At 62.9% G+C, this 19,801-nt stretch carries 24 protein-coding genes; 19 read left to right on the top strand and 5 right to left on the bottom strand.

All coding sequences use genetic code 11. The annotated features are described in order from the left end of the window. Positions 1 to 79: 79 nt before the first annotated feature. A complete protein-coding gene (locus CK620_RS10850; protein WP_095550299.1) occupies positions 80 to 688 on the bottom strand; it encodes a nitroreductase family protein in 609 nt (202 codons plus the stop codon). Positions 689 to 761: 73 nt separating this feature from the next. Continuing rightward, a complete protein-coding gene (locus tag CK620_RS10845; RefSeq protein WP_095542339.1) occupies positions 762 to 1,499 on the bottom strand; it encodes a pirin family protein in 738 nt (245 codons plus the stop codon). Here CK620_RS10845 and CK620_RS13900 point away from each other — a divergent pair. The 18 genes from CK620_RS13900 (at position 1,489) to CK620_RS10770 (ending at position 16,075) form a co-directional block, all read left to right on the top strand. Then, complete coding sequence (locus CK620_RS13900) at positions 1,489 to 1,923, top strand: hypothetical protein (protein WP_143326070.1); 435 nt, start codon at positions 1,489 to 1,491, stop codon at positions 1,921 to 1,923. The two genes, CK620_RS10845 and CK620_RS13900, sit on opposite strands and share 11 nt — an antisense overlap. 86 nt (positions 1,924 to 2,009) lie before the next feature. Next, positions 2,010 to 2,792, top strand: a complete 783-nt coding sequence (locus CK620_RS10840) for a GntR family transcriptional regulator (RefSeq protein WP_095550298.1) — start codon at positions 2,010 to 2,012, stop codon at positions 2,790 to 2,792. Between the two features lie 206 nt (positions 2,793 to 2,998). Then, positions 2,999 to 3,433, top strand: a complete 435-nt coding sequence (sdhC, locus tag CK620_RS10835; protein ID WP_095538468.1) for a succinate dehydrogenase, cytochrome b556 subunit — start codon at positions 2,999 to 3,001, stop codon at positions 3,431 to 3,433. 59 nt (positions 3,434 to 3,492) lie between these two features. Then, the gene (gene sdhD / locus CK620_RS10830; protein WP_095538467.1) at positions 3,493 to 3,858 is read left to right on the top strand and encodes a succinate dehydrogenase, hydrophobic membrane anchor protein; all 366 of its coding nucleotides are present in this window, start codon (positions 3,493 to 3,495) and stop codon (positions 3,856 to 3,858) included. Positions 3,859 to 3,989: 131 nt separating this feature from the next. Then, entirely contained in the window at positions 3,990 to 5,798 is a 1,809-nt protein-coding gene (gene sdhA / locus CK620_RS10825; RefSeq protein WP_095538466.1) for a succinate dehydrogenase flavoprotein subunit, read from the top strand. A gap of 43 nt (positions 5,799 to 5,841) precedes the next feature. After that, a complete protein-coding gene (locus tag CK620_RS10820; RefSeq protein WP_095538465.1) occupies positions 5,842 to 6,549 on the top strand; it encodes a succinate dehydrogenase iron-sulfur subunit in 708 nt (235 codons plus the stop codon). A gap of 22 nt (positions 6,550 to 6,571) precedes the next feature. After that, entirely contained in the window at positions 6,572 to 6,907 is a 336-nt protein-coding gene (locus tag CK620_RS10815; RefSeq protein ID WP_095550297.1) for an FAD assembly factor SdhE, read from the top strand. Positions 6,908 to 7,064: 157 nt separating this feature from the next. Next, complete coding sequence (locus CK620_RS10810) at positions 7,065 to 8,378, top strand: citrate synthase (RefSeq protein WP_095550296.1); 1,314 nt, start codon at positions 7,065 to 7,067, stop codon at positions 8,376 to 8,378. A 468-nt stretch (positions 8,379 to 8,846) separates the two neighbouring features. Then, positions 8,847 to 10,367 carry a CoA-acylating methylmalonate-semialdehyde dehydrogenase gene (locus CK620_RS10805; RefSeq protein WP_095542346.1) on the top strand — a complete coding sequence of 507 codons (1,521 nt, stop codon included), beginning with the start codon at positions 8,847 to 8,849 and terminating at the stop codon, positions 10,365 to 10,367. A gap of 133 nt (positions 10,368 to 10,500) precedes the next feature. Continuing rightward, entirely contained in the window at positions 10,501 to 10,812 is a 312-nt protein-coding gene (locus tag CK620_RS10800) for a hypothetical protein (RefSeq protein WP_095550295.1), read from the top strand. 13 nt (positions 10,813 to 10,825) lie between these two features. After that, positions 10,826 to 11,236, top strand: a complete 411-nt coding sequence (locus CK620_RS10795; protein ID WP_095550294.1) for a lysozyme inhibitor LprI family protein — start codon at positions 10,826 to 10,828, stop codon at positions 11,234 to 11,236. 40 nt (positions 11,237 to 11,276) lie between these two features. Next, on the top strand, positions 11,277 to 11,729 hold the full coding sequence (locus tag CK620_RS10790; protein WP_095538459.1) for a DUF441 domain-containing protein: 453 nt from the start codon (positions 11,277 to 11,279) through the stop codon (positions 11,727 to 11,729). Between the two features lie 86 nt (positions 11,730 to 11,815). Beyond that, on the top strand, positions 11,816 to 12,976 hold the full coding sequence (locus tag CK620_RS10785) for an acyl-CoA dehydrogenase family protein (protein ID WP_095550293.1): 1,161 nt from the start codon (positions 11,816 to 11,818) through the stop codon (positions 12,974 to 12,976). 14 nt (positions 12,977 to 12,990) lie between these two features. Further along, positions 12,991 to 13,167: a hypothetical protein gene (locus CK620_RS14105; RefSeq protein ID WP_179290635.1), complete on the top strand. Its 177-nt coding sequence runs from the start codon at positions 12,991 to 12,993 to the stop codon at positions 13,165 to 13,167. Positions 13,168 to 13,180: 13 nt separating this feature from the next. After that, the gene (crcB, locus tag CK620_RS10780) at positions 13,181 to 13,582 is read left to right on the top strand and encodes a fluoride efflux transporter CrcB (protein WP_095550292.1); all 402 of its coding nucleotides are present in this window, start codon (positions 13,181 to 13,183) and stop codon (positions 13,580 to 13,582) included. Positions 13,583 to 13,638: 56 nt separating this feature from the next. Beyond that, the gene (gene mmsB, locus CK620_RS10775; RefSeq protein WP_095538455.1) at positions 13,639 to 14,535 is read left to right on the top strand and encodes a 3-hydroxyisobutyrate dehydrogenase; all 897 of its coding nucleotides are present in this window, start codon (positions 13,639 to 13,641) and stop codon (positions 14,533 to 14,535) included. 191 nt (positions 14,536 to 14,726) lie between these two features. Then, positions 14,727 to 15,431 carry a hypothetical protein gene (locus CK620_RS13895; protein ID WP_143326068.1) on the top strand — a complete coding sequence of 235 codons (705 nt, stop codon included), beginning with the start codon at positions 14,727 to 14,729 and terminating at the stop codon, positions 15,429 to 15,431. 302 nt (positions 15,432 to 15,733) lie between these two features. After that, entirely contained in the window at positions 15,734 to 16,075 is a 342-nt protein-coding gene (locus tag CK620_RS10770) for a hypothetical protein (RefSeq protein WP_095550291.1), read from the top strand. 45 nt (positions 16,076 to 16,120) lie between these two features. Here the strand turns inward: CK620_RS10770 and CK620_RS10765 are convergent, their stop codons facing one another. Continuing rightward, positions 16,121 to 16,729 (bottom strand): isochorismatase family protein, encoded by a 609-nt coding sequence (locus CK620_RS10765; RefSeq protein WP_095550290.1) that lies wholly within the window; start codon positions 16,727 to 16,729, stop codon positions 16,121 to 16,123. Positions 16,730 to 17,096: 367 nt separating this feature from the next. Between CK620_RS10765 and CK620_RS14335 the strand changes: the two genes are divergently transcribed. After that, positions 17,097 to 17,795: a C40 family peptidase gene (locus CK620_RS14335; RefSeq protein ID WP_238946100.1), complete on the top strand. Its 699-nt coding sequence runs from the start codon at positions 17,097 to 17,099 to the stop codon at positions 17,793 to 17,795. Between the two features lie 72 nt (positions 17,796 to 17,867). On the opposite strand, the gene phaR is transcribed toward CK620_RS14335, so the two are convergent. Both phaR and CK620_RS10750 read right to left on the bottom strand, forming a co-directional pair. After that, complete coding sequence (phaR, locus tag CK620_RS10755; protein ID WP_095550289.1) at positions 17,868 to 18,434, bottom strand: polyhydroxyalkanoate synthesis repressor PhaR; 567 nt, start codon at positions 18,432 to 18,434, stop codon at positions 17,868 to 17,870. Between the two features lie 57 nt (positions 18,435 to 18,491). Beyond that, positions 18,492 to 19,793 carry an MFS transporter gene (locus CK620_RS10750; RefSeq protein WP_179290634.1) on the bottom strand — a complete coding sequence of 434 codons (1,302 nt, stop codon included), beginning with the start codon at positions 19,791 to 19,793 and terminating at the stop codon, positions 18,492 to 18,494. Positions 19,794 to 19,801 lie beyond the last annotated feature (8 nt).

Genomic DNA, 19,801 nt, shown 5'->3' with positions numbered 1-19,801 from the left:
CGCCCACGTGAGCAGGCGGATGGCAGGCAATGATGGCCGGCAGGCAGAGGCGTTGGCCGCTTGCCTGCCGAGCGTGCCATCAAAGGCCGTGTACTTTGACGCGCTCTTGCAGCGGAGCGAAAGCCTTTTCACCGGCCGGAGCGCTGATGCCGCCGAACACCAGCTGTGCGCGCAGCTTCCAGTGGCTGGGGATGTTCCAGGCGCTGGCTACCTGCGCGTCAATCACCGGGTTGTAGTGTTGCAGGTTGCCGCCGATACCGGCCGCGGCCAGCGTTGACCAGACCACGTACTGGTGCATGGCGCTGGTGTGCTCGCTCCAGATGGGGAAGTTGTCGGCATACAGGGCGAACTTTTCCTGCAAACCCTTGACCACGTCCTGGTCTTCAAAGAACAGCACGCTGCCCGCTGCGGCCTTGAACATGTTGAGCTTGTCCTCGGTGGCCTGGAAGTTCTCGGCCGGCACAATCTTGCGCAGTTCGCTGATGGCGATGTCCCACAGCTTTTCATGTTCGCTGCCAAACAGCACCACCACGCGGGCGGATTGCGAGTTGAAGGCGGACGGGGTGTGTTTGACCGCATGCTCAACGATTTGCACTACCTGCTCGCCGCTGACCGGCAGGTTCTTGTTGAGGGCATACACCGAGCGGCGGGTTTCTGCGGCTTGTTGCAGGGTCTGAAGATTCGACATGGGATTTCCTTGCATGAAAAGTGGAAAGATGGGGCGGCTGCCCGTGGGCAGCCAGCCTTGACAGAATATCCGCTCAATGCGGCTGATTGATATTGGCCTCGATATCCATGGGCACGTCCATCAGCAGGATTTCGGCATCGCCCAGCGCCTCGACCTCGAAGCCATCGGTTTCCCAAAGACCCAGGCCATCACGCTCGCCCAGCTCGATGCCGCCGACCTTGGCCTTGCCCTTGATGACGAACACATAGACACCGTTGCCTTCGCGCTTGACCTGATAGCGCTTTTGCGTGCCGTCAGCAAAGCGCGCCAGCGAGAACCAGGCATTTTGGTGGATCCATACCCCGTCATCATCGGCATGCGGTGAGAGGATTTGCTGGAAATCGTTGGGCTGGGCCTGATCGGCGATGGTGATTTGCTGATAGCGCGGCTCGACACCATTCTTGCGCGGCAGCACCCAGATTTGCAGGAACTTCACCGCCTGGTCGCGGTTTGCATTCATTTCGCTATGGGTGACCCCGGTGCCGGCCGACATCACCTGCACATCGCCATTTTTGATGATGCTGCCATTGCCCATGCTGTCGCGGTGCGCCAAGTCGCCGGACAGCGGCACGGAGATGATTTCCATGTCACGGTGTGGATGGGTGCCAAAGCCCTGGCCGCCTTCAACGAAATCGTCATTGATCACGCGCAGCACGCCAAAGCCCATGCGCTCGGGGTTGTAGTAATTGGCAAAGCTGAAGGTGTGGGCGCTTTTGAGCCAGCCGTGGTTGGCGAAACCGCGCGAGTTGGCAGCGTGGTGGATGGTTTTCATCACAGAACTCCTGATATTCAAGCAAGCGCCACAAAAGCGCGATGGCAGGCATGTTAGCCACGCTGCTGATGCAGAAAAAGCCTCAAACAGGAAAAGCACTTTTTCCAAACAGGAAACTATTTTCAGGCCAGATATAAATCGGTTTCTATTTTATAGGCCAATCGGCCGCGGTCCGCATGCTTTCATGCCGTCACGCCAAGCTGCAGATCTGGAATGGCTGCGGGCTGCAGCAATGGCCACAACCATCCCACCCATATGGCAAAGCTTTGGGGACGCCGCAGCCAAAGCCCATCCAAAGACAGGCGCCGCGCGCTGGAAGCTCCTTCAGACCTGGCTGCTGGCGCAATGCACATGGCTTTTGCGCCAGCCAACCCCCATCGCACAATCCTATGTCTTATATAAGATGCGAGTGTTCGCGCGCTGATCGGCAGTAAAATTGGCGCCACGCCAACCCGATGGCATCTTTTGATTCTTCTTGCAGCGCTGCCACAGCTGCGCAGCCCCCACACCATGACCGAGCTTCCAGGGCTGAACAAGGCCAACGGCGTAGCCAGCGCCCTGTCGCCCCCCTCCTTCAGCCCGCTTTATCGTCAGATCAAAGACCTGCTGCTGCAAAAGCTGCAGGCTGGGCAGTGGCAGCCTGGGCAGGCCATCCCCAGTGAAATGGAGCTGTCGCAGCAATTGCGCGTCAGCCAAGGCACGGTACGCAAAGCCATTGATGAGCTGGCCGCGGAGAACCTGTTGGTACGCCGCCAGGGCAAAGGCACCTTCGTGGCCACACACTCCGAGCAGCATGTGCAATACCGCTTTCTGCGCTTGCGGCCCGATGCCGGCGACCTGGACGAGGAAGGCGCCGCACAGCGCCATATCCTGCATTGCAAACGTGGCCGCGCCAGCGCCGACCTGGCTGCGCAGCTGGGCCTGCGCAGCAGTGATGCCGTGGTGCACATCCGCCGCACGCTGTCGATGCAGGGCGTGCCCTCGGTGCTGGAGGACATCTGGCTGCCTGGCAACACCTTCAAGGGCATCAGCACCGAACAGATCGCCAGCTACCCTGGCCCGACCTATGCGCTGCTGGAAAAGGAGTTCGGCGTGCGCATGGTGCGCGCGGTCGAGAAGCTCAAGGCCATTGCCACGCCCGATGCCCAGACCGCCGCGCTGCTGCAGGTGCCGCCGGGCTCGCCGCTGCTGGCCGTCGAGCGCCTGGCCTACACCTACAACGACGTGCCGATGGAGGTGCGCCACGGTCTGTACCGCACCGATACCCACCACTATTTGAATGAGCTGAACTGAACACGGCGCCCCGCTCCGGCGCGCCCATGCGTTTTACATTGTTGTCACAAATGGCCGCAGTTGTCGGCCAGCCGGAATGGTTGGGTCTAAAATCCTGCCGTTTTGCCTGAAACAGGCCCATCGCTGCCTGCTGCGCTGCAGCCTGCTTGAGTCGACCGCTGTTTCAACGCATCGCCCCGCCCCCCTGCACAGAAAGACATATGCCCATGAATGAAGTCGCAAAGAAAAGGCCTGAATTTCGCAACATCAACCTGTTTCACGATGTGCGCACCTACCGCCTGCCGCCAGCAGGGGTGCTGTCGATCCTGCACCGGGTCAGCGGCGCGATCATGTTCCTGCTGCTGCCCGTGCTGCTGTGGCTGCTGGACATGTCGCTGCGCTCGCCAGAAACCTTCGCAAAGGCCACCAGCATCTTCCGCACGGGCCTGTGGATCTTCCCCGGCTTTCTGGTGCGCCTGGGCGTGCTGGTGCTGGTCTGGGCCTTCCTGCACCACCTCTGCGCCGGCATCCGCCACCTGTGGATGGACGTGGACCACCACAGCGTCACCAAGGAGTTCGGCCGCAAGTCGGCGCTGGCCTCGTTTGCCATCAGCCTGGGCCTGACCGTGGTGTTTGGCGCCAAGGTCTTCGGCCTGTACTGAGCCCCCAAGCCCACGACGGCACCGCGCCCGCCAGCATCCCATCCTAGGAGTTCTTTCCCATGTCCATCAACTACGGTTCCAAGCGCCTTGTGGTCGGCGCCCACTACGGCCTGCGCGACTGGCTCAGCCAGCGCATCACCGCCATCCTGATCGCCCTGTTTGCCCTGGTGCTCATGGCCCAGGTGTGCTTTACCAAGGGCCCGATCGACTACGCCGCCTGGCGCGCCATCTTCGATGCGCAGTGGATGCGCCTGTTCGCCTTCGTCACCGCCGTGGCCGTGCTCTGGCACGCCTGGGTCGGCGTGCGCGACATCTGGATGGACTATGTCCCCGCAGCGGGCCTGCGCCTGTTCATGGATGTGCTGACCATCGTCTGGCTGGTGGGCTGCGCCGGCTGGGTCTTCCAGATCCTGTGGCGCCTCTGACCACCCTGGCCGCCCTGGCCGCAGCCGCGCTTGCCGGGCCAGGCGCCTGAAGTCGCAACAAGCGGCCAGCGCCGGCCCCGCAAAGACAACGATCCCCGCCCCGCTTTGAGACACCACGATTTCCCAACACCATGAGCTACTCCAAAGAAAACATCATCACCCGCAAGTTCGACGCCGTCATCGTCGGCGCGGGCGGCTCCGGTCTGCGCGCCGCGCTGGAGCTCTCGCGCGCGGGCCTGTCCGTGGCCTCGCTGTCCAAGGTCTTCCCGACCCGCTCGCACACCGTGGCGGCCCAGGGTGGCGTGTCCGCCTCGCTGGGCAACATGAGCGAGGACAACTGGCACTACCACTTCTACGACACCATCAAGGGCAGCGACTGGCTGGGCGACCAGGACGCCATCGAGTTCATGTGCCGTGAGGCGCCCAACGTCGTCATCGAGCTGGAACACTTCGGCATGCCGTTTGACCGCAACCCCGACGGCACCATCTACCAGCGCCCCTTTGGCGGCCACACCGCCAACTACGGCGAAAAGCCCGTGCAGCGCGCCTGCGCCGCCGCCGACCGCACCGGCCACGCCATGCTGCACACGCTCTACCAGCAAAACGTCAAGGAAAAGACCAACTTCTTCGTCGAGTGGATGGCGCTGGATTTGATCCGCGATCAGGACGGCGACGTGGTCGGCGTGACCGCGCTGGAGCTGGAGACCGGCGATCTCTACATCCTGCAGTCCAAGGTCGTGCTGCTGGCCACCGGCGGCGCAGGCCGCATCTTTGCCGCCTCGACCAACGCCTTCATCAACACCGGCGATGGCCTGGGCATGGCCGCACGCGCGGGCATCCCGCTGCAGGACATGGAGTTCTGGCAGTTCCACCCCACCGGCGTGGCCGGCGCGGGCGTGCTGCTGACCGAAGGCTGCCGCGGTGAGGGCGCCATCCTGCGAAACAGCGAGGGCGAGCGCTTCATGGAGCGCTACGCCCCCACGCTCAAGGACTTGGCGCCGCGCGACTTCGTCTCGCGCTCCATGGACCAGGAGATCAAGGAAGGCCGCGGCTGTGGCCCGAACAAGGACTACATCCTGATGGACATGACCCACCTGGGCGCGGAGACCATCCGCAAGCGCCTGCCCTCGGTGGAGGAGATCGGCCACAACTTCGCCAACGTGGACATCACCAAGGTGCCCATTCCCGTGGTGCCCACCATCCACTACCAGATGGGCGGCATCCCCACCAACATCAATGGCCAGGTGGTCATCAAGACGCAGACCAACAATGCCGAAGTCGTCGGCGGCCTGTATGCCGTGGGCGAGTGCTCCTGCGTCTCGGTGCATGGCGCCAACCGCCTGGGCACGAACTCCCTGCTGGACCTGCTGGTGTTCGGCAAGTCCGCCGGCCGGCACATCGTGCAAACCGTCAAGGCCCAGGCCGCGCACAAGCCGCTGCCAGCCGATGCGGCCGATCGCACGCTGGCGCGCCTGAACCGCCTGCAGGCTTCGAGCTCGGGCATCTACTCGCAGGACATCGCCAACGAAATCCGCCAGACCATGCAACAGCACGCCGGCGTGTTCCGCACCCAAAAGGGCATGGACGAGGGCGTGGTCAAAATCAACGCCATCCGCGACAAGGTCGGCAGCGTCACGCTGCAGGACAAGTCCAAGGTCTGGAACACCGCCCGCATGGAAGCGCTGGAGGTGGACAACCTGATCGAAGTCGCCCAGGCCACCATGACCTCGGCCGCAGCGCGCAAGGAATGCCGCGGCGCGCACACCGTCTACGATTACGAGCGCCCTGCCGATGACCCGGAGGCGCCGCTGGGCCGCAACGACAAGGAATGGATGAAGCACACGCTGTGGTACAGCGATGGCAACCGCCTGGACTACAAGCCCGTGAACCTCAAGCCGCTGACGGTCGAGAGCGTTCCGCCCAAAGTGCGCACCTTCTAATCATCCACCGGCCACCGCAGAGCCTCACGAGAGCCTAGACACCATGACAATCCGCAAATTCCAGATCTACCGCTACGACCCCGACAAGGACGCCAAGCCCTACATGCAGGAAGTCGAGGTCGAGCTCGACGGGCATGAGCGCATGCTGCTCGACGCGCTGGTCAAGCTCAAGGCCAAGGACCCGTCCATCGCCTTTCGCCGCTCCTGCCGCGAGGGCGTGTGCGGCTCGGACGCCATGAACATCAACGGCAAGAACGGCCTGGCCTGCCTGACCAACATGAACACGCTGCAGGGCACCATCGTGCTCAAGCCGCTGCCGGGCCTGCCGGTGATCCGCGACCTGATCGTGGACATGACGCAGTTCTTCAAGCAGTACCACAGCATCAAGCCCTATCTGCAAAGCGACATCTACGCCTCGGCCGAGAAGGAGCGCCTGCAATCGCCCGAGGAGCGCGAAGAGCTCAACGGCCTGTACGAGTGCATTCTGTGCGCCAGCTGCTCCACCAGCTGCCCCAGCTTCTGGTGGAACCCGGACAAGTTCGTCGGCCCTGCCGGCCTGCTGCAGGCCTACCGCTTCATCGCCGACAGCCGCGACACCGCCACCGGCGCGCGCCTGGACAACCTGGAAGACCCCTACCGTTTGTTCCGCTGCCACACCATCATGAACTGCGTGGACGTCTGCCCCAAGGGCCTGAACCCCACGCGCGCCATCGGCAAGATCAAGGAATTGATGGTGCGCCGCGCCATCTGAGCCCCTGGCCCCGCCAGCGTCTATGACCGAGCCCACCGCCCCCTGCACCACTTGCACAGCCGCTGCCGGGCAGCCCGCCCAGCGGCTGCTCAGCGAGTTGGAGCTGCGCCAGCTGCACTGGCGCAGCCGCCGCGGCCTGCTGGAAAACGATCTGCTGATCGAGCGTTTCTTCAAGGTCCACGGCAGCGCCCTCACCGTCGAGCAGGGCCTGGCCGTCACGGCGCTGATGAACCTGGCCGACAACGACCTGCTCGATCTGCTGCTGCGCCGCAAGGAGCCTCAAGGAGATACCGATACCCCCGCGATCCGAGCCGTGCTGGAGCTGATGCGCCCCGCCAAGCCCCCTTCGATGGCCTGAGGCCCCCGCGCCCCAGGCCCGGTCGCAGCCAACGCGCAGCCGCCCGGCACACCCTCCCCTCCAACCGCCTTTTCGAAACCCTCCCGCCAGGCATGGCCCCATGCGCTGCACCGCGCAAGCCGCACTGCCGCCCTGGCCCCACCAAAGGAAGAGAACCATGAAGTTGTCCGACAACAAAGCCACCCTTTCGTTCAGCAATGGCAAGGCATCGGTCGAGCTGCCCGTTTACGAGGGCAGCATGGGCCCGGACGTGATCGACATCCGCAAGCTCTACGGCCAGACCGGCATGTTCACCTACGACCCCGGTTTTCTGTCCACCGCCGCCTGCCAATCGGCCATCACCTACATCGACGGCGACAAGGGTGAGCTGCTCTACCGCGGCTACCCCATCGAGCAGCTGGCCACGCAATGCGACTTCCTCGAAACCTGCTACCTGCTGCTCTACGGCGAGCTGCCCAATGCACAGCAAAAGGCCGAGTTCGACCAGCGCGTCACGCGCCACACCATGGTCAACGAGCAAATGCAGTTCTTCCTGCGGGGCTTCCGCCGTGATGCGCACCCCATGGCCATCCTCACCGGCCTGGTCGGCGGGCTCTCGGCCTTCTATCACGACAGCACGGACATCAATAATGCCGAGCACCGCGAGATCGCCGCAATCCGCCTGATCGCCAAGATGCCCACGCTGGTGGCCATGGCCTACAAATACGGCATCGGCGCACCCTACATGTACCCGCAGAACGAGCTGAGCTACGCCGGCAACTTCCTGCGCATGATGTTCGGCAACCCCTGCGAGGAATACCGCGTCAACCCGGTGCTGGAGCGCGCCATGGATCGCATCTTCATCCTGCACGCCGACCACGAGCAAAACGCCTCCACCTCCACCGTGCGCCTGTGCGGCTCCTCGGGCACCAACCCGTTCGCCGCCATCGCCGCTGGCGTGGCCTGCCTGTGGGGCCCGGCCCACGGCGGCGCCAACGAGGCCTGCCTGAACATGCTGGAAGACATCCAGCGCATGGGCGGCGTGGCCAAGGTGGGCGAGTTCATGGAAAAGGTCAAGGACAAGAACTCCGGCGTGCGCCTGATGGGCTTTGGCCACCGCGTCTACAAGAACTACGACCCGCGCGCCAAGCTGATGCAGGAGACCTGCAACGAGGTGCTGGCCGAGCTGGGCCTGGAAAACGACCCGCTGTTCGCCCTGGCCAAGAAGCTGGAGCAAATCGCGCTGGAAGACGACTACTTCGTACAGCGCAAGCTCTACCCGAACGTGGACTTCTACTCCGGCATCGTGCAGCGCGCCATCGGCATCCCGGTCAACCTGTTCACCGGCATCTTCGCGCTGGCGCGCACCGTGGGCTGGATCGCCCAGCTGAACGAGATGATTGCCGACCCCGAGTACAAGATCGGTCGCCCGCGCCAGCTGTTCGTCGGCCACACGCCGCGCAACGTCAAGCCACTCAAGGAGCGCGGCTGACAGGCGCTAAGAGCCTGTTCAAAATCTTTGCACGGCGGTCAAGAGAGCGGATTTGGGCGCTCTGCTGCGTTGCAAAGCCTCGCCATAGCCCCAGCTATGGCTGCGTTTTGCGCCTTGCAGCCCACCCCAAACCGTTTCTTGCCCACTCGCGCCGAGATTTTGAACAGGCTCTAAGGCCGGGGGGCGCACATGAGACATGCCCCAAGCGGCTTGCAGAACCTGTTTAAAGCACGAAGCGCGATGCCCGCATGGGCATCGCGCTTTTTCTTTGTCCACAGCAAGGCATCAATTTGCAAATTTGCAGAGATAAACTGCAGCCTCTGCTATTGATATGACAAATTTGCACAGTAAGATGCGCGCTGCACGGCATGTGCCATGCCATCCTTGCCAATCCCCTATCCATAGGCCACGGCCGATGGCGGTATACGCCCCGCTCTCACCCCTTTTTTTCAATCCAGGAGACAACGCATGAACGCTATCAGCGAACAGGGCCTGAAAGCCCCCACCGTCAAACTGCTCATCAACGGCCAGTTTGTCGAATCCAAGACCACCGAATGGCGCGAAGTCATCAACCCCGCCACGCAAGAGGTGCTGGCCCGCGTGCCGTTCGCCACGCAGGATGAAATCAACCAGGCCGTGGCCGCCGCCAAGGAAGCCTTCAAGACCTGGCGCAAAACCCCCATCGGCGCACGCGCGCGCATCTTCCTGAAATACCAGGAGCTGATTCGCGCCAACATGAAAGAACTGGCCGCGCTGCTGACGGCCGAGCAAGGCAAGACCCTGCCCGACGCCGAGGGCGATGTGTTCCGCGGCCTGGAAGTGGTGGAGCACGCCGCATCCGTGGGCAACCTGCAACTGGGCGAGCTGGCCAACAACGTGGCCAACGGTGTGGACACCTACACCCTGCTGCAACCGCTGGGCGTGTGCGCAGGCATCACGCCGTTCAACTTCCCGGCCATGATCCCGCTGTGGATGTTCCCCATGGCCATTGCCACGGGCAACACCTTCGTGCTCAAGCCCTCCGAGCAAGACCCGATGGTGACCATGCGCCTGTGCGAGCTGGCGCTGGAAGCGGGCATCCCCGCCGGCGTGCTCAACGTCATCCACGGCGGTGAGATGGCCGTCAACGCCATCTGCGATCACCCCGATATCAAGGCCGTGTCTTTCGTCGGCTCCACCAAGGTCGGCACGCACGTTTACAACCGCGCCAGCCTGGCGGGCAAGCGCGTGCAGTGCATGATGGGCGCGAAGAACCACGCCATCGTGCTGCCCGATGCGAACAAGGAACAAACCCTCAACGCCATCGCCGGGGCATCGTTTGGCGCCGCAGGCCAACGCTGCATGGCCCTGCCGGTGGTAGTGCTGGTGGGCGAGGCGCAAAAATGGCTGCCCGAGCTGGTGGAAAAGGCCAAGACGCTCAAGGTCAGCGCCGGCACCGAGCAAGGCGCCGATCTGGGCCCGGTGATCTCCTGCGCTGCGCTCTCGCGCATCGAAGGGCTGATCGAGCGCGGCGTGGCCGATGGCGCCAAGCTGGAGCTCGACGGCCGCAAGCCCAATGTTCCCGGCTTTGAGAAGGGCAACTTCGTTGGCCCCACCATCTTCAGCGGCGTCAAGCCCGGCATGGCCATTTACGATCAGGAAATCTTCGGCCCCGTGCTGTGCGTGGTCGAGGCCGCTACGCTGGAAGAGGCCATCGAGTTCATCAACGCCAACCCCAACGGCAACGGCACGGCCATCTTCACGCAATCGGGCGCGGCGGCGCACAAGTTCCAGGAGGACATCGACGTCGGCCAGGTTGGCATCAACGTGCCCATCCCCGTGCCCGTACCCCTGTTCTCGTTCAGCGGTTCGCGCGCGTCCAAGCTGGGCGATCTGGGCCCATACGGCAAGCAGGTCATCCTGTTCTACACACAGACCAAGACGGTGACGGCGCGCTGGTTTGACGACAAGTCCACCGGCGGCCTGAACACCACCATCAGCCTGAAGTAAGCACGGGCTGCAGCGGCCGGCAACCCCAAAGTTGCTGGCCGTTTGCGGTGGGTGCGCGGCACGCCTGTGTGCCCGCATCCACCGCATTTGCCATCATGCATGCCCCGCATTGCCATGCCCGCAGGATTTGCCGATGTTCGTCACCGTCACCACTTTTGCCCTGCCCCAGCCCGTCACGCGGCAGGAGGCCCAGCGCATTTTTGAGAGCACCGCGCCCAAGTACCAAAGCGTGGCCGGGCTGCTGCACAAGCGCTACATCCTCAGTGAGGACGGGCGCACCGCTGGCGGCATCTACACCTGGCAGAGCAAGGCCCATGCCCAAGCGCTGTACACGGAGGAATGGAAAGACTTCGTGCGCGACAAATACCACTGCGAGCCGCAGATTGCCTGGTTCGACAGCCCCGTGGTAGTGGACAACGAGCGCGGCGAGATCCGCACCGACTGACCGCTTCACCGCCATGCGCCTGCGCCCACCCCTGTTTTTTGTTGCCATCGCCGCCCTGGCCTTGAGCGCCGCAGCGCCACAAGCCCAGGCGCAAGCGCTGGCCCCGGCCTCGCCCGCTTGCACCGCCGCCACCTACACCGCCACAACCTGCACGCTGCAAGACTTCGAGGCCGTGCGCGATGCCACGGAAACCCTGTATGGCGACGTGCTGCTGGTGCTTTCGGCCCATGAGCGCCCCGCCCTGCGCGGCAACCAGAGCGAATGGCGGCGCACCGCGCGCCAGCATTGCCAGCAAGCAGCCCCCGCCGGGCCAGACCTGCACGCGCCCGCAGCCAGCGCACACCACGCCTGCATGATCGAGCAGCACGCCCTGCGCCGCCAGGCCCTGCGCCACTGGCTGATGCACGGCTACAGCGTGGAATGAGCGCACGCGATGCCCGTTGCGATGAAGATTTTTTGCGCCCATGCCCGCCTTCGACCCCGTTTTGCTGTTGTTGCTGGCCATCGCCGCCCTGGGCATCGTCAGCCAGAACCACAGCATCACCTACGCCATGCTGGCCCTGCTGCTGGTGCGCATGACGCCCTTGCAGCAGTACTTTCCCTGGATCCAAAAGCACGGCCTGAATCTGGGCATCACCATATTGTTCATCGGCGTCATGGCGCCCATTGCCAGCGGCAAAATCGCCCTGGCCGATGTGCTGCGCAGCTTCACACACTGGCAATCGCTGCTGGCCGTGGCAGTGGGCGTGCTGGTGGCCTGGCTGGGCGGGCGCGGCCTGCCGTTGATGATGGAGCATCCCGGCCTGGTGCCTGGCTTGATGGTGGGCACCGTCATCGGTGTGGCCTTCTTCAAGGGCGTGCCCGTCGGCCCGCTGATTGCGGCGGGCATGCTGGCCGTTGTCATAGGCAAATGGTAAGCCGGTAGGCCGCAGAGAGCGGGCCAGCCGCAGCGACTGAAAAACCAACGCATCCCTCAAACCACAACAACCCAAGGAGACACTCCATGCACTTTGAACCCACCGAAGACCAACTGGCCTTTGCCGAAACCGCGCGCGCCTTCGCCCAGGCCGAGCTGGCCCCCTACGCCGCGCAATGGGATGAGGAAGGCCACTTCCCCAAGGAAACCATTGCCAAGTCCGGCGAGCTGGGCTTTTGCGGCCTGTACGCGCCCGAATCCATCGGCGGCCTGGCTCTGCCGCGGCTGGATGCCACCTTTGTGTTTGAAGAAATGGCCGCGGTCGATCCCTCCACCACCGCCTTCATCACCATCCACAACATGGCCACCTGGATGCTGGGCACCTGGGGCGGCGACGAAGTGCGCAAGGAATGGGGCGAGCAGCTCACCAGCGGGCAAAAGCTCGCCAGCTACTGCCTGACCGAGCCGGGCGCAGGCTCTGACGCCGCCTCGCTCAAGACCCGCGCCGAGCGGGTGGGCAACGAATACGTCATCAACGGCAGCAAGGCCTTCATCTCCGGCGCGGGCAGCACCGACGTGCTGGTGCTCATGGCGCGCAGCGGCGGCCCCGGCGCATCGGGCGTTTCGGCCTTTGCCGTGCCTGCCAACGCCGAGGGCATCAGCTACGGCAAGAAAGAGCAAAAAATGGGCTGGAACAGCCAGCCCACACGCACCATCAGCTTCGACAACGTGCGCATCCCCGCGCACAACCTGCTGGGCAACGAGGGCGAAGGCTTCAAGATCGCCATGAAGGGGCTGGACGGCGGGCGCATCAACATCGCCACCTGCTCCGTCGGCGGCGCGCAGGGCGCGCTGGCCCAGGCGCAGCGCTACATCCAGGAGCGCCAGCAGTTCGGCAAGGCCATCTCCACCTTCCAGGCGCTGCAATTCAAGCTGGCCGACATGGCCACCGAACTGGTGGCCGCACGCCAAATGGTGCGCCTGGCCGCCAGCAAGCTCGACCGCCAGGACCCCAACGCCACCACCTACTGCGCCATGGCCAAGCGCTTTGCCACGGACTTTGGCTTCAAAGTCATCAACGAGGCGCTGCAACTGCACGGCGGCTACGGCTACATCCGCGAATACCCGCTCGAGCGCCTGCTGCGCGACGCGCGCGTGCACCAGATTCTGGAAGGCACCAACGAAATCATGCGCGTCATCATCGCCCGCCGCATGCTCGACGGCGACGCGCCGGATGTGATTCGCTGAGCGCGCCCTGCCCCATGCCGACGCACGACGACAAGGCGCGTTCCTCGCGCGCATTGCCGCAGAGCCAATACGACGAATGGGTGCGTGCCAAAGTGGCTGCAGCCCAAGCAGATATGCGGCCGGGCATGCGCACCAAACAGGTACAGCAGTTGCTCCGGATGCGTTACAAGGCTTTGCTCCATGCCCAATGAGGCCCGCTGCTGCATGAACCTGCTGCTTGTCGGCCTGGGCGGCCTGCTGGGCGCTATCGCCCGCTATGTCCTCAGCCTGCACCTGAGCGCCGCTACCGCGCCCTCGGCGGGGCTGGCGCCGCTGCCCTGGGGCACGCTGGCAGTCAATCTGCTGGGCTGTTTGGCCATCGGCCTGCTGGCGGGCCTGGCAATGCGCGGCGATTGGCTGGACCCCGCACTGCGGCTGTTTCTGTTCACCGGCGTGCTGGGCGGCTTCACCACCTTTTCCGCTTTCGGGCTGGAGGCGCTGACGCTGCTGCTCCAGCGCCAATGGGCGCTGGCCTTGGGCTATGTGCTGGCCAGCGTGGGCCTGGGCCTGCTGGCCGTGGCCGCCGGGCTATGGGCTGGCGGCGGCGCGGCCGCATTGCGGCCTTGACGCTCTTTCACCCCTTTTCCCCTCAACTCTCAACAACCCTTTCCAAGGAGACTCTCATGAAAATCGCATTCATCGGCCTGGGCAACATGGGCAGCGGCATGGCTTTGAACCTGCACAAGGCAGGCCACGAAGTCAGCGGCTTTGACCTGTCCGAAGCGGCCAAGAAATTCCACGCCGAGCAAGGCATCCGCGTCGCAGGCAGCGCGAAAGAAGCCGCCGCAGGCGCCGAGGTCGTCATCACCATGCTGCCGGCCAGCCAGCACGTCGAAGGCATGTTCATCGGCACCGCCGAGCAGCCCGGCCTGCTGGCCGACATGCCTGCAGGCACGCTCATCATCGACAGCAGCACCATCGCCGCCGACACCGCCCGCAAAGTGGGCAAGGCCGCCGCTGCCAAGGGCGTGGACTTCATCGATGCGCCCGTCTCCGGCGGCACCGCAGGCGCGGCCGCGGGCACGCTGACCTTCATGGTCGGCGGCAGCGATGCCGCGCTGGAGCGCGCCCGCCCGCTGCTGGAAAAAATGGGCAAAAACATCTTCCACGCCGGCGACGTGGGCGCAGGCCAGACCGCCAAGATCTGCAACAACATGCTGCTGGGCATCTTGATGATCGGCACCAGCGAGGCGCTGGCGCTGGGCATGGCCAACGGGCTGGATCCGAAAGTGCTCTCTGAAATCATGCGCCGCAGCTCCGGCGGCAACTGGACGCTGGAGGTCTACAACCCCGTGCCCGGCGTGCAAGAGGCATCGGCCGCCACACGCGGCTACACCGGCGGCTTCGGCACCGACTTGATGCTCAAGGACCTGGGCCTGGCGCTGGAGAACGCCGTCACCGCCAAGGCCAGCACCCCGCTGGGCGCCATGGCCCGCAGCATCTACGCCGCCCACAGCATCGGCGGCCACGGCGGCGAGGATTTCTCCAGCATCATCAAGATGCTGCAAAAGCAGGCTTGATCGCCAACTTTCTGACTATTAAAGGAGATCACACTGGGGCCAGGTGGAGCCAAAAACAATACGGCCATCACAGCAAGGCTTGTGGGCCCTATGGAAGATGGCCAATGCCGTGAGCCCTTCTTTGGCCCCAAAAATTTCTGGAAAGAAGAACATCCTTCACTCGGTGATGCACATCTTGGGCATATCAGCATATGCCCAAGATGGACGTCTCGATAGAAGCAATTGCTCAGGTCTTTGTGATTGCGTCTAAGAAAAATTCAAACTATGGATTTAACATGAAAACAAAAGTATTTTCATTTTTACTGCTTTCGGTTTCATCTATGGGCTTGTGTGCAAAGCCTTCCGACACAGAAATCAACAAGGCGAAGGAGATATGTTCATCTTTCTATGGAGAAATGAAAGACTTCATCAGATCCGCATCTTTTGAAGATCAAGCAGGAGACATTTTGAAGATTTCTTGGAAAAGCGTTGACACTGGAAATAAGATTATTTGTACCACAAATTTAAAAACAGAAAGAATAGTTGAATTTCGACATGGAGGCGCTATACTAGCAGGCGGAATGCTTAATGATATAGTAGCACATCGAGAAATCACCAATCAATCAAAGTCAGAGAATTACGATAAGTTCATAGAATTAGCAAAAGCCAACATTACATCCAAATTCAAGGAGGCCTACTCCACTCAATTCAGAGGGCTTTTCATATCCAAATACACGCCCGAGAATTCTTTTATCCTCTGCGGGGAAGTCAATGGCAAAGACCCCCATGGAAAATACACTGGATTCAGAAAATTTTTCTCGTCGAACGCCAAATTTTTGAGGGGCATTGATGGCGATCAGAATTTCTACGAAAAATACAAAGAATTATGCACTGAAAATATCAAAAAAATTGACTAATCAAATCACTCTGCATCTTTATTAGCAATATTTTTCTATTGCTCAACTACCTATGAATCAGCATAAGCAAACGCAGACCCAACGCCTTACAAAGCCAATCTCAGAGGTCTTATACCACTCCAGATCACCCTGCAATCCGACGTCAAAGACTTCTCGCCTTAAGGCAGTACGGCAAAAACATAAAAGTCTATTTACCCTGTTTCAGCTCACCCAATTATCGAGGTGCAAGATGCAGTCACTTCGAAGTACATTTTCTCAAACCAAAAGAGATCCCCAAAAAGCCGCGAACAGGCACTGACACCATGGAACAGCCCAGCAGCAGCCCCACTGTGCGTCTGGACGAAGCCGCCCTGCGCGCCATTGCCAGCGCCTACCCCGGGCTGGCGGCCGATTACCTGGCCTATCTGCGCGATACCGGCTGGGGCGAAAGCGCCAGCGGCTGCATGATCTACAGCGCCCCGGTACCGGCGCACGAGATCTACGGCCCTGATGCCGCCCTTGGCGGCAAGCTGCTGCTGGGCGACGACTTCCAAGGCCACTGCCTGGGCTACGACCTGCAGGCGCGCTGCTACGGCGAAGTCAGCCCCGAGGGCCTATGGCAGCCCTGGCCTGCAGACCAGGGGCTGGCCAGCTACGTGGCCTGAGGGTATTGCCGCCGCTGCAACAAGTACCCAGAGTGACCATGACCATCACTTGACCAAGGCCAGCATTTCCTTGAACTTGGGATGCTCGGCCGAGCCGCACCATTCGAAGGCCACCATCTCGGTGCTCACCAGCTCAGCGCCGGCAGCGGCCAGGCGGTCGAAGGCCGCATCGCGGTTGCGTTCCGTGCGCGAGCTGCAGGCATCGGTGACGACCCAGACTTCAAAGTCCTGCTCCAGCAGGCCCAGCGCCGTTTGCAGCAGACAGACGTGGGCTTCGCAGCCGGCAATGACGATTTGCTCACGCGGATTCGGCGCGCTGGGACGCGCTTTTTGCAGGTGCTTGGGCAGGCTGCGCGCATTGCCCGCAGGCGCTGGCGCTGGCGGGCGCAGCAGTTGCAACAGATCAGGCTCGGCACAGGCGCCGAAGTGCATTTTCGAGATGGTTTTCTGGCACAGGCTCTGGATGGCCGCGTCGTTGGGGCCCAGACGCCGGGGGTTTTGCTCCGTGCCCCAGCAAGGCACTTCGAACAAGGCCGCCAGTCGCCCCAGCAGAATGGCCCGTTGCAGCACCTGCTCGGCCTCAAAAATGACGGGCATCAGTTTGGTCTGGTAGTCCACCAGCACCAGCTGCGCTTGTTGTGCATCCATCAGCATGTGGTTTTCCTATGTCTTGCAGTCGGTGGGTTGCGGTCGTCGAATTGGGTCGCTCGGCCCTGCCGGCCAGGTCATTCAGCGGCGCAGGCCCCGGCTTGGCGCCTGGGCAGCGATTGTGCGCGCCTGCACGGTTTTGCTCAATCGGGCCAGCAGCGCCTGGGCAAACAATGCTCCGCAAGCACGTCAAAGATGCCAAAGCTGCTTGCTGGGGCAAAGCCAGGGCATTATTTGAAAATGGAACAATTTGTGTTCAAATGCAAGCCCTGTTTCTGATACGCCAATGTCAAATATTGCAATCTTGCATGAAATCATGAAGTTACAAGAATTTTCTCATGATTTTCTGTGAATTGATGCTAGGCTTACAACCATGACTTTCCGCCACCGCCCACTGCCTGCCGCCTTGCTGCTGGCCGCCTTGTTCAGCCCCTGGGCCGCCCATGCCGACGTGGCCCCCAGACAAGATGTTCTGGGCCAGTTCCTGCTGGGCCAGCAGGCCCACAAGCCATTGGCGCGCGGTTTTGGCGAGCGCGTGGCCGCTGCGCGCCACAAGGCTGCCACCAGAAGCCAGGCCCAGCTGGCCCGCAGCCCCAGCCCTGCCGCCCAGTGGCCCGGTCAGCCTGCGCCACAGGCCAGCGCCGCGCCACGCATCGACACGCACACGCTGATGATGTCGGACGTGGTCGTTACCGCCATGGGCTACCTGGGCAAGCCTTATTCGTATGGCAAGAGTTCGATGCAAGGCGGTTTTGACTGCAGTGGCTTTGTGTTGTCCTTGTTCCAGCGCACACTGGGCCATACCCTGCCGCGCACCGCCGCCGAACAGGCGCGCGCCACCAAGGCCATAGCCAAGAAGGAGTTGCGCCCGGGGGATCTGGTGTTCTTCAACACCATGCGGCGCCAGTTCAGCCACGTGGGCATTTACATTGGCGAGGGGCGCTTTATTCACTCACCGCGCGCCGGCTCACGCATCCGGGTGGAGAGCATGGAAAAGGCCTATTGGCAGTCGCGCTTCAATGGCGCACGGCGCATTGCCTTGACCAGCACCCAAGTAGCCAGCGCGCGCTGACACAGCGCCCACCGCAGCCTCGCACCTGAAACCAACAAAGAGCGCCCGCACCGGGCGCTTTGTTTTGGGCGCTCAGCCGCTCTTGAGGCCAAAGAGCTGCCAGAACTGCGCCGTCTGCTGGCGCACGTTTTCCTGCATTTGCTCCTGCGCCCGCACAAAGGCCTGACGCGATTGCTCGGTGTAGTTTTCCACCACGCCGGGCATGACGGGCTGCCCCCAGGACTGCCACTGCCGCCAAAGCTCTGGCGGGATCTGGCGGCTTTGCTCCATCCACTGGGCCTGCATCTCGGCCATGCTCAGAATGGTTTTCTCGATGTAGGCACCCATGAAGCCCTGCATGGCATGGCCATAGAAGCGGATCAGCTCCGCCAGCACGGTCTCGCTGAAGATCGGGCTGCCGCCGATTTCTTCCTCAAGGATGATCTGCAGCAGGATGCTGCGCGTGAGGTTCTCGCCCGTCTTGGCGTCCACCACGACCAGCGGCTCACGCTGCATCACCATCTGCTTGACGTCCGCCAGCGTGATGTAGGTGGAGGTCGCCAAGTCGTACAGGCGGCGGTTGGGGTATTTCTTGACGATCCGCCCTTGCACGTCGCCATGCCCTGCGGTTTCGGTGGATGATTTCTTGCGGGTCGCCATGCGCGCTGGGCTCCATTGATTGTGCAATGCACGCGATTCTAGAGCGTGCAGCACGCCTCAATGCCCTGTGGGCGACTCCAACCGCGCCACGCTGCGCTGCGACAGCGCCGGTGTGAAAAACAGCAGCACCAGCACGCCCAGGCTGGCTGCCAGCGCAAACGCCTGCAGCACGCGCTCGGGCCCATGGCCAGCGGCCAGGATGTGGCCGCCCAGCGATGGCGCGATCACCGCCCCCAGGCGGCCCAGGCCCAGCGTCATGCCGATGGCGGCGGCCCGGTAGGCCACAGGAAATGCATCGCTGACCAGGGCATTGACCAGATTCTGGGCGCTGATGGCACTCATGCCCAGCAGCGCGACAAGGGCCAGCAGCGCCATGCCGGAGAACTGCCGCGAGGCAATGGCCAACAGGCACAGCGCCGCCAGGGCGCCTGCCGCCATGGCCACCGGGCGCGTGCCCAGGCGCATGGCCAGGCTGGCTGTGCCCAGCGAGCCCAGGATGGCGCCGATGTTGAGCGTGAACATCATCTGCAGCGCGCCATTGAATGGCATATCGAACTCACGCATCAGCTGCGTCAGCCAGACGGTGATGCCGTACCAGGTGAGCAAATCGGCCAACGTGGCCAAAGTTCCCAACGCCAGCACTGCCAGGCTGGCCCCGCCCAGAATGCGGCGCCATGGTTGGGCTTGGGCTGGCTGCTGTGTCGGCTGCTGCGCGCCCCCGGCCTGCGGTGTGGGCTGCAGGCGCTCGGCCCGCGCCAGCAAAGGCACGAGCGCCAACAGCACCAGCAAGCCCAGTGCGCCGCCGGCCAGGAACAGCGGACGCCAGCCCCAGTGGGCGACGATGGGCATGGCCGCCAGCGAGGCGGCCATGCCGCCCAGCGCAATGCCCGACATGACGATGCTGATCGTCAAGGCGCTGTGCTTCGGCAGACTGTGCGCGCGCGCCAGCGCCAGACCGGCAGGCAGCACCACGCCCAGGCCCAGGCCGGCCAGCAAGCGCAGCGCCCCCAGTTGCCAAGCATTGCCGGCCCAGGCCGCCAGGGCCGTGGTCAGCGTAAAGCCGATGAAGCCCAGTGTGATGATGCGCCTCTGGCCCAGCGCCTGGTTCAGGCGGCCGGCGCACACGCCGCCCAGCAGCATGCCCACGAACACCATGCTGCCAACTTGCCCGGCCAGGGCCTTGTCCATGCCCATGGACGCATCGGCCAGCAGCGCGGGGATGGCATTGCTGTAGATCAGCAGATCAAAGCCCTCCACCATCATGATGGCGCAGCACAGCGCCACGATCCACCAGCGGGTCGTCGGGCTACCGGGCTCCAGGCCTGGCACAACTTGCGCCCGCGTCGTCAAAATCTCCATGTCAAAAA

The organism is Vandammella animalimorsus, assembly GCF_002285285.1.
In the GTDB taxonomy this organism is placed as follows: domain Bacteria; phylum Pseudomonadota; class Gammaproteobacteria; order Burkholderiales; family Burkholderiaceae_C; genus Lampropedia; species Lampropedia animalimorsus.
This window is presented reverse-complemented; position numbering and strand designations above follow the sequence as displayed.

Excerpts from the sequence above, each read along its gene's own strand:
- CK620_RS10850 (WP_095550299.1), bottom strand. The coding sequence starts at position 688 with ATGTCGAATCTTCAGACCCTGCAACAAGCCGCAGAAACCCGCCGCTCG.
- CK620_RS13900 (WP_143326070.1), top strand. The coding sequence starts at position 1,489 with ATGGTTTTCATCACAGAACTCCTGATATTCAAGCAAGCGCCACAAAAG.
- CK620_RS10845 (WP_095542339.1), bottom strand. The coding sequence starts at position 1,499 with ATGAAAACCATCCACCACGCTGCCAACTCGCGCGGTTTCGCCAACCAC.
- CK620_RS10840 (WP_095550298.1), top strand. The coding sequence starts at position 2,010 with ATGACCGAGCTTCCAGGGCTGAACAAGGCCAACGGCGTAGCCAGCGCC.
- sdhC (WP_095538468.1), top strand. The coding sequence starts at position 2,999 with ATGAATGAAGTCGCAAAGAAAAGGCCTGAATTTCGCAACATCAACCTG.
- sdhD (WP_095538467.1), top strand. The coding sequence starts at position 3,493 with ATGTCCATCAACTACGGTTCCAAGCGCCTTGTGGTCGGCGCCCACTAC.
- sdhA (WP_095538466.1), top strand. The coding sequence starts at position 3,990 with ATGAGCTACTCCAAAGAAAACATCATCACCCGCAAGTTCGACGCCGTC.
- CK620_RS10820 (WP_095538465.1), top strand. The coding sequence starts at position 5,842 with ATGACAATCCGCAAATTCCAGATCTACCGCTACGACCCCGACAAGGAC.
- CK620_RS10815 (WP_095550297.1), top strand. The coding sequence starts at position 6,572 with ATGACCGAGCCCACCGCCCCCTGCACCACTTGCACAGCCGCTGCCGGG.
- CK620_RS10810 (WP_095550296.1), top strand. The coding sequence starts at position 7,065 with ATGAAGTTGTCCGACAACAAAGCCACCCTTTCGTTCAGCAATGGCAAG.
- CK620_RS10805 (WP_095542346.1), top strand. The coding sequence starts at position 8,847 with ATGAACGCTATCAGCGAACAGGGCCTGAAAGCCCCCACCGTCAAACTG.
- CK620_RS10800 (WP_095550295.1), top strand. The coding sequence starts at position 10,501 with ATGTTCGTCACCGTCACCACTTTTGCCCTGCCCCAGCCCGTCACGCGG.
- CK620_RS10795 (WP_095550294.1), top strand. The coding sequence starts at position 10,826 with ATGCGCCTGCGCCCACCCCTGTTTTTTGTTGCCATCGCCGCCCTGGCC.
- CK620_RS10790 (WP_095538459.1), top strand. The coding sequence starts at position 11,277 with ATGCCCGCCTTCGACCCCGTTTTGCTGTTGTTGCTGGCCATCGCCGCC.
- CK620_RS10785 (WP_095550293.1), top strand. The coding sequence starts at position 11,816 with ATGCACTTTGAACCCACCGAAGACCAACTGGCCTTTGCCGAAACCGCG.
- CK620_RS14105 (WP_179290635.1), top strand. The coding sequence starts at position 12,991 with ATGCCGACGCACGACGACAAGGCGCGTTCCTCGCGCGCATTGCCGCAG.
- crcB (WP_095550292.1), top strand. The coding sequence starts at position 13,181 with ATGAACCTGCTGCTTGTCGGCCTGGGCGGCCTGCTGGGCGCTATCGCC.
- mmsB (WP_095538455.1), top strand. The coding sequence starts at position 13,639 with ATGAAAATCGCATTCATCGGCCTGGGCAACATGGGCAGCGGCATGGCT.
- CK620_RS13895 (WP_143326068.1), top strand. The coding sequence starts at position 14,727 with ATGCCCAAGATGGACGTCTCGATAGAAGCAATTGCTCAGGTCTTTGTG.
- CK620_RS10770 (WP_095550291.1), top strand. The coding sequence starts at position 15,734 with ATGGAACAGCCCAGCAGCAGCCCCACTGTGCGTCTGGACGAAGCCGCC.
- CK620_RS10765 (WP_095550290.1), bottom strand. The coding sequence starts at position 16,729 with ATGCTGATGGATGCACAACAAGCGCAGCTGGTGCTGGTGGACTACCAG.
- CK620_RS14335 (WP_238946100.1), top strand. The coding sequence starts at position 17,097 with ATGACTTTCCGCCACCGCCCACTGCCTGCCGCCTTGCTGCTGGCCGCC.
- phaR (WP_095550289.1), bottom strand. The coding sequence starts at position 18,434 with ATGGCGACCCGCAAGAAATCATCCACCGAAACCGCAGGGCATGGCGAC.
- CK620_RS10750 (WP_179290634.1), bottom strand. The coding sequence starts at position 19,793 with ATGGAGATTTTGACGACGCGGGCGCAAGTTGTGCCAGGCCTGGAGCCC.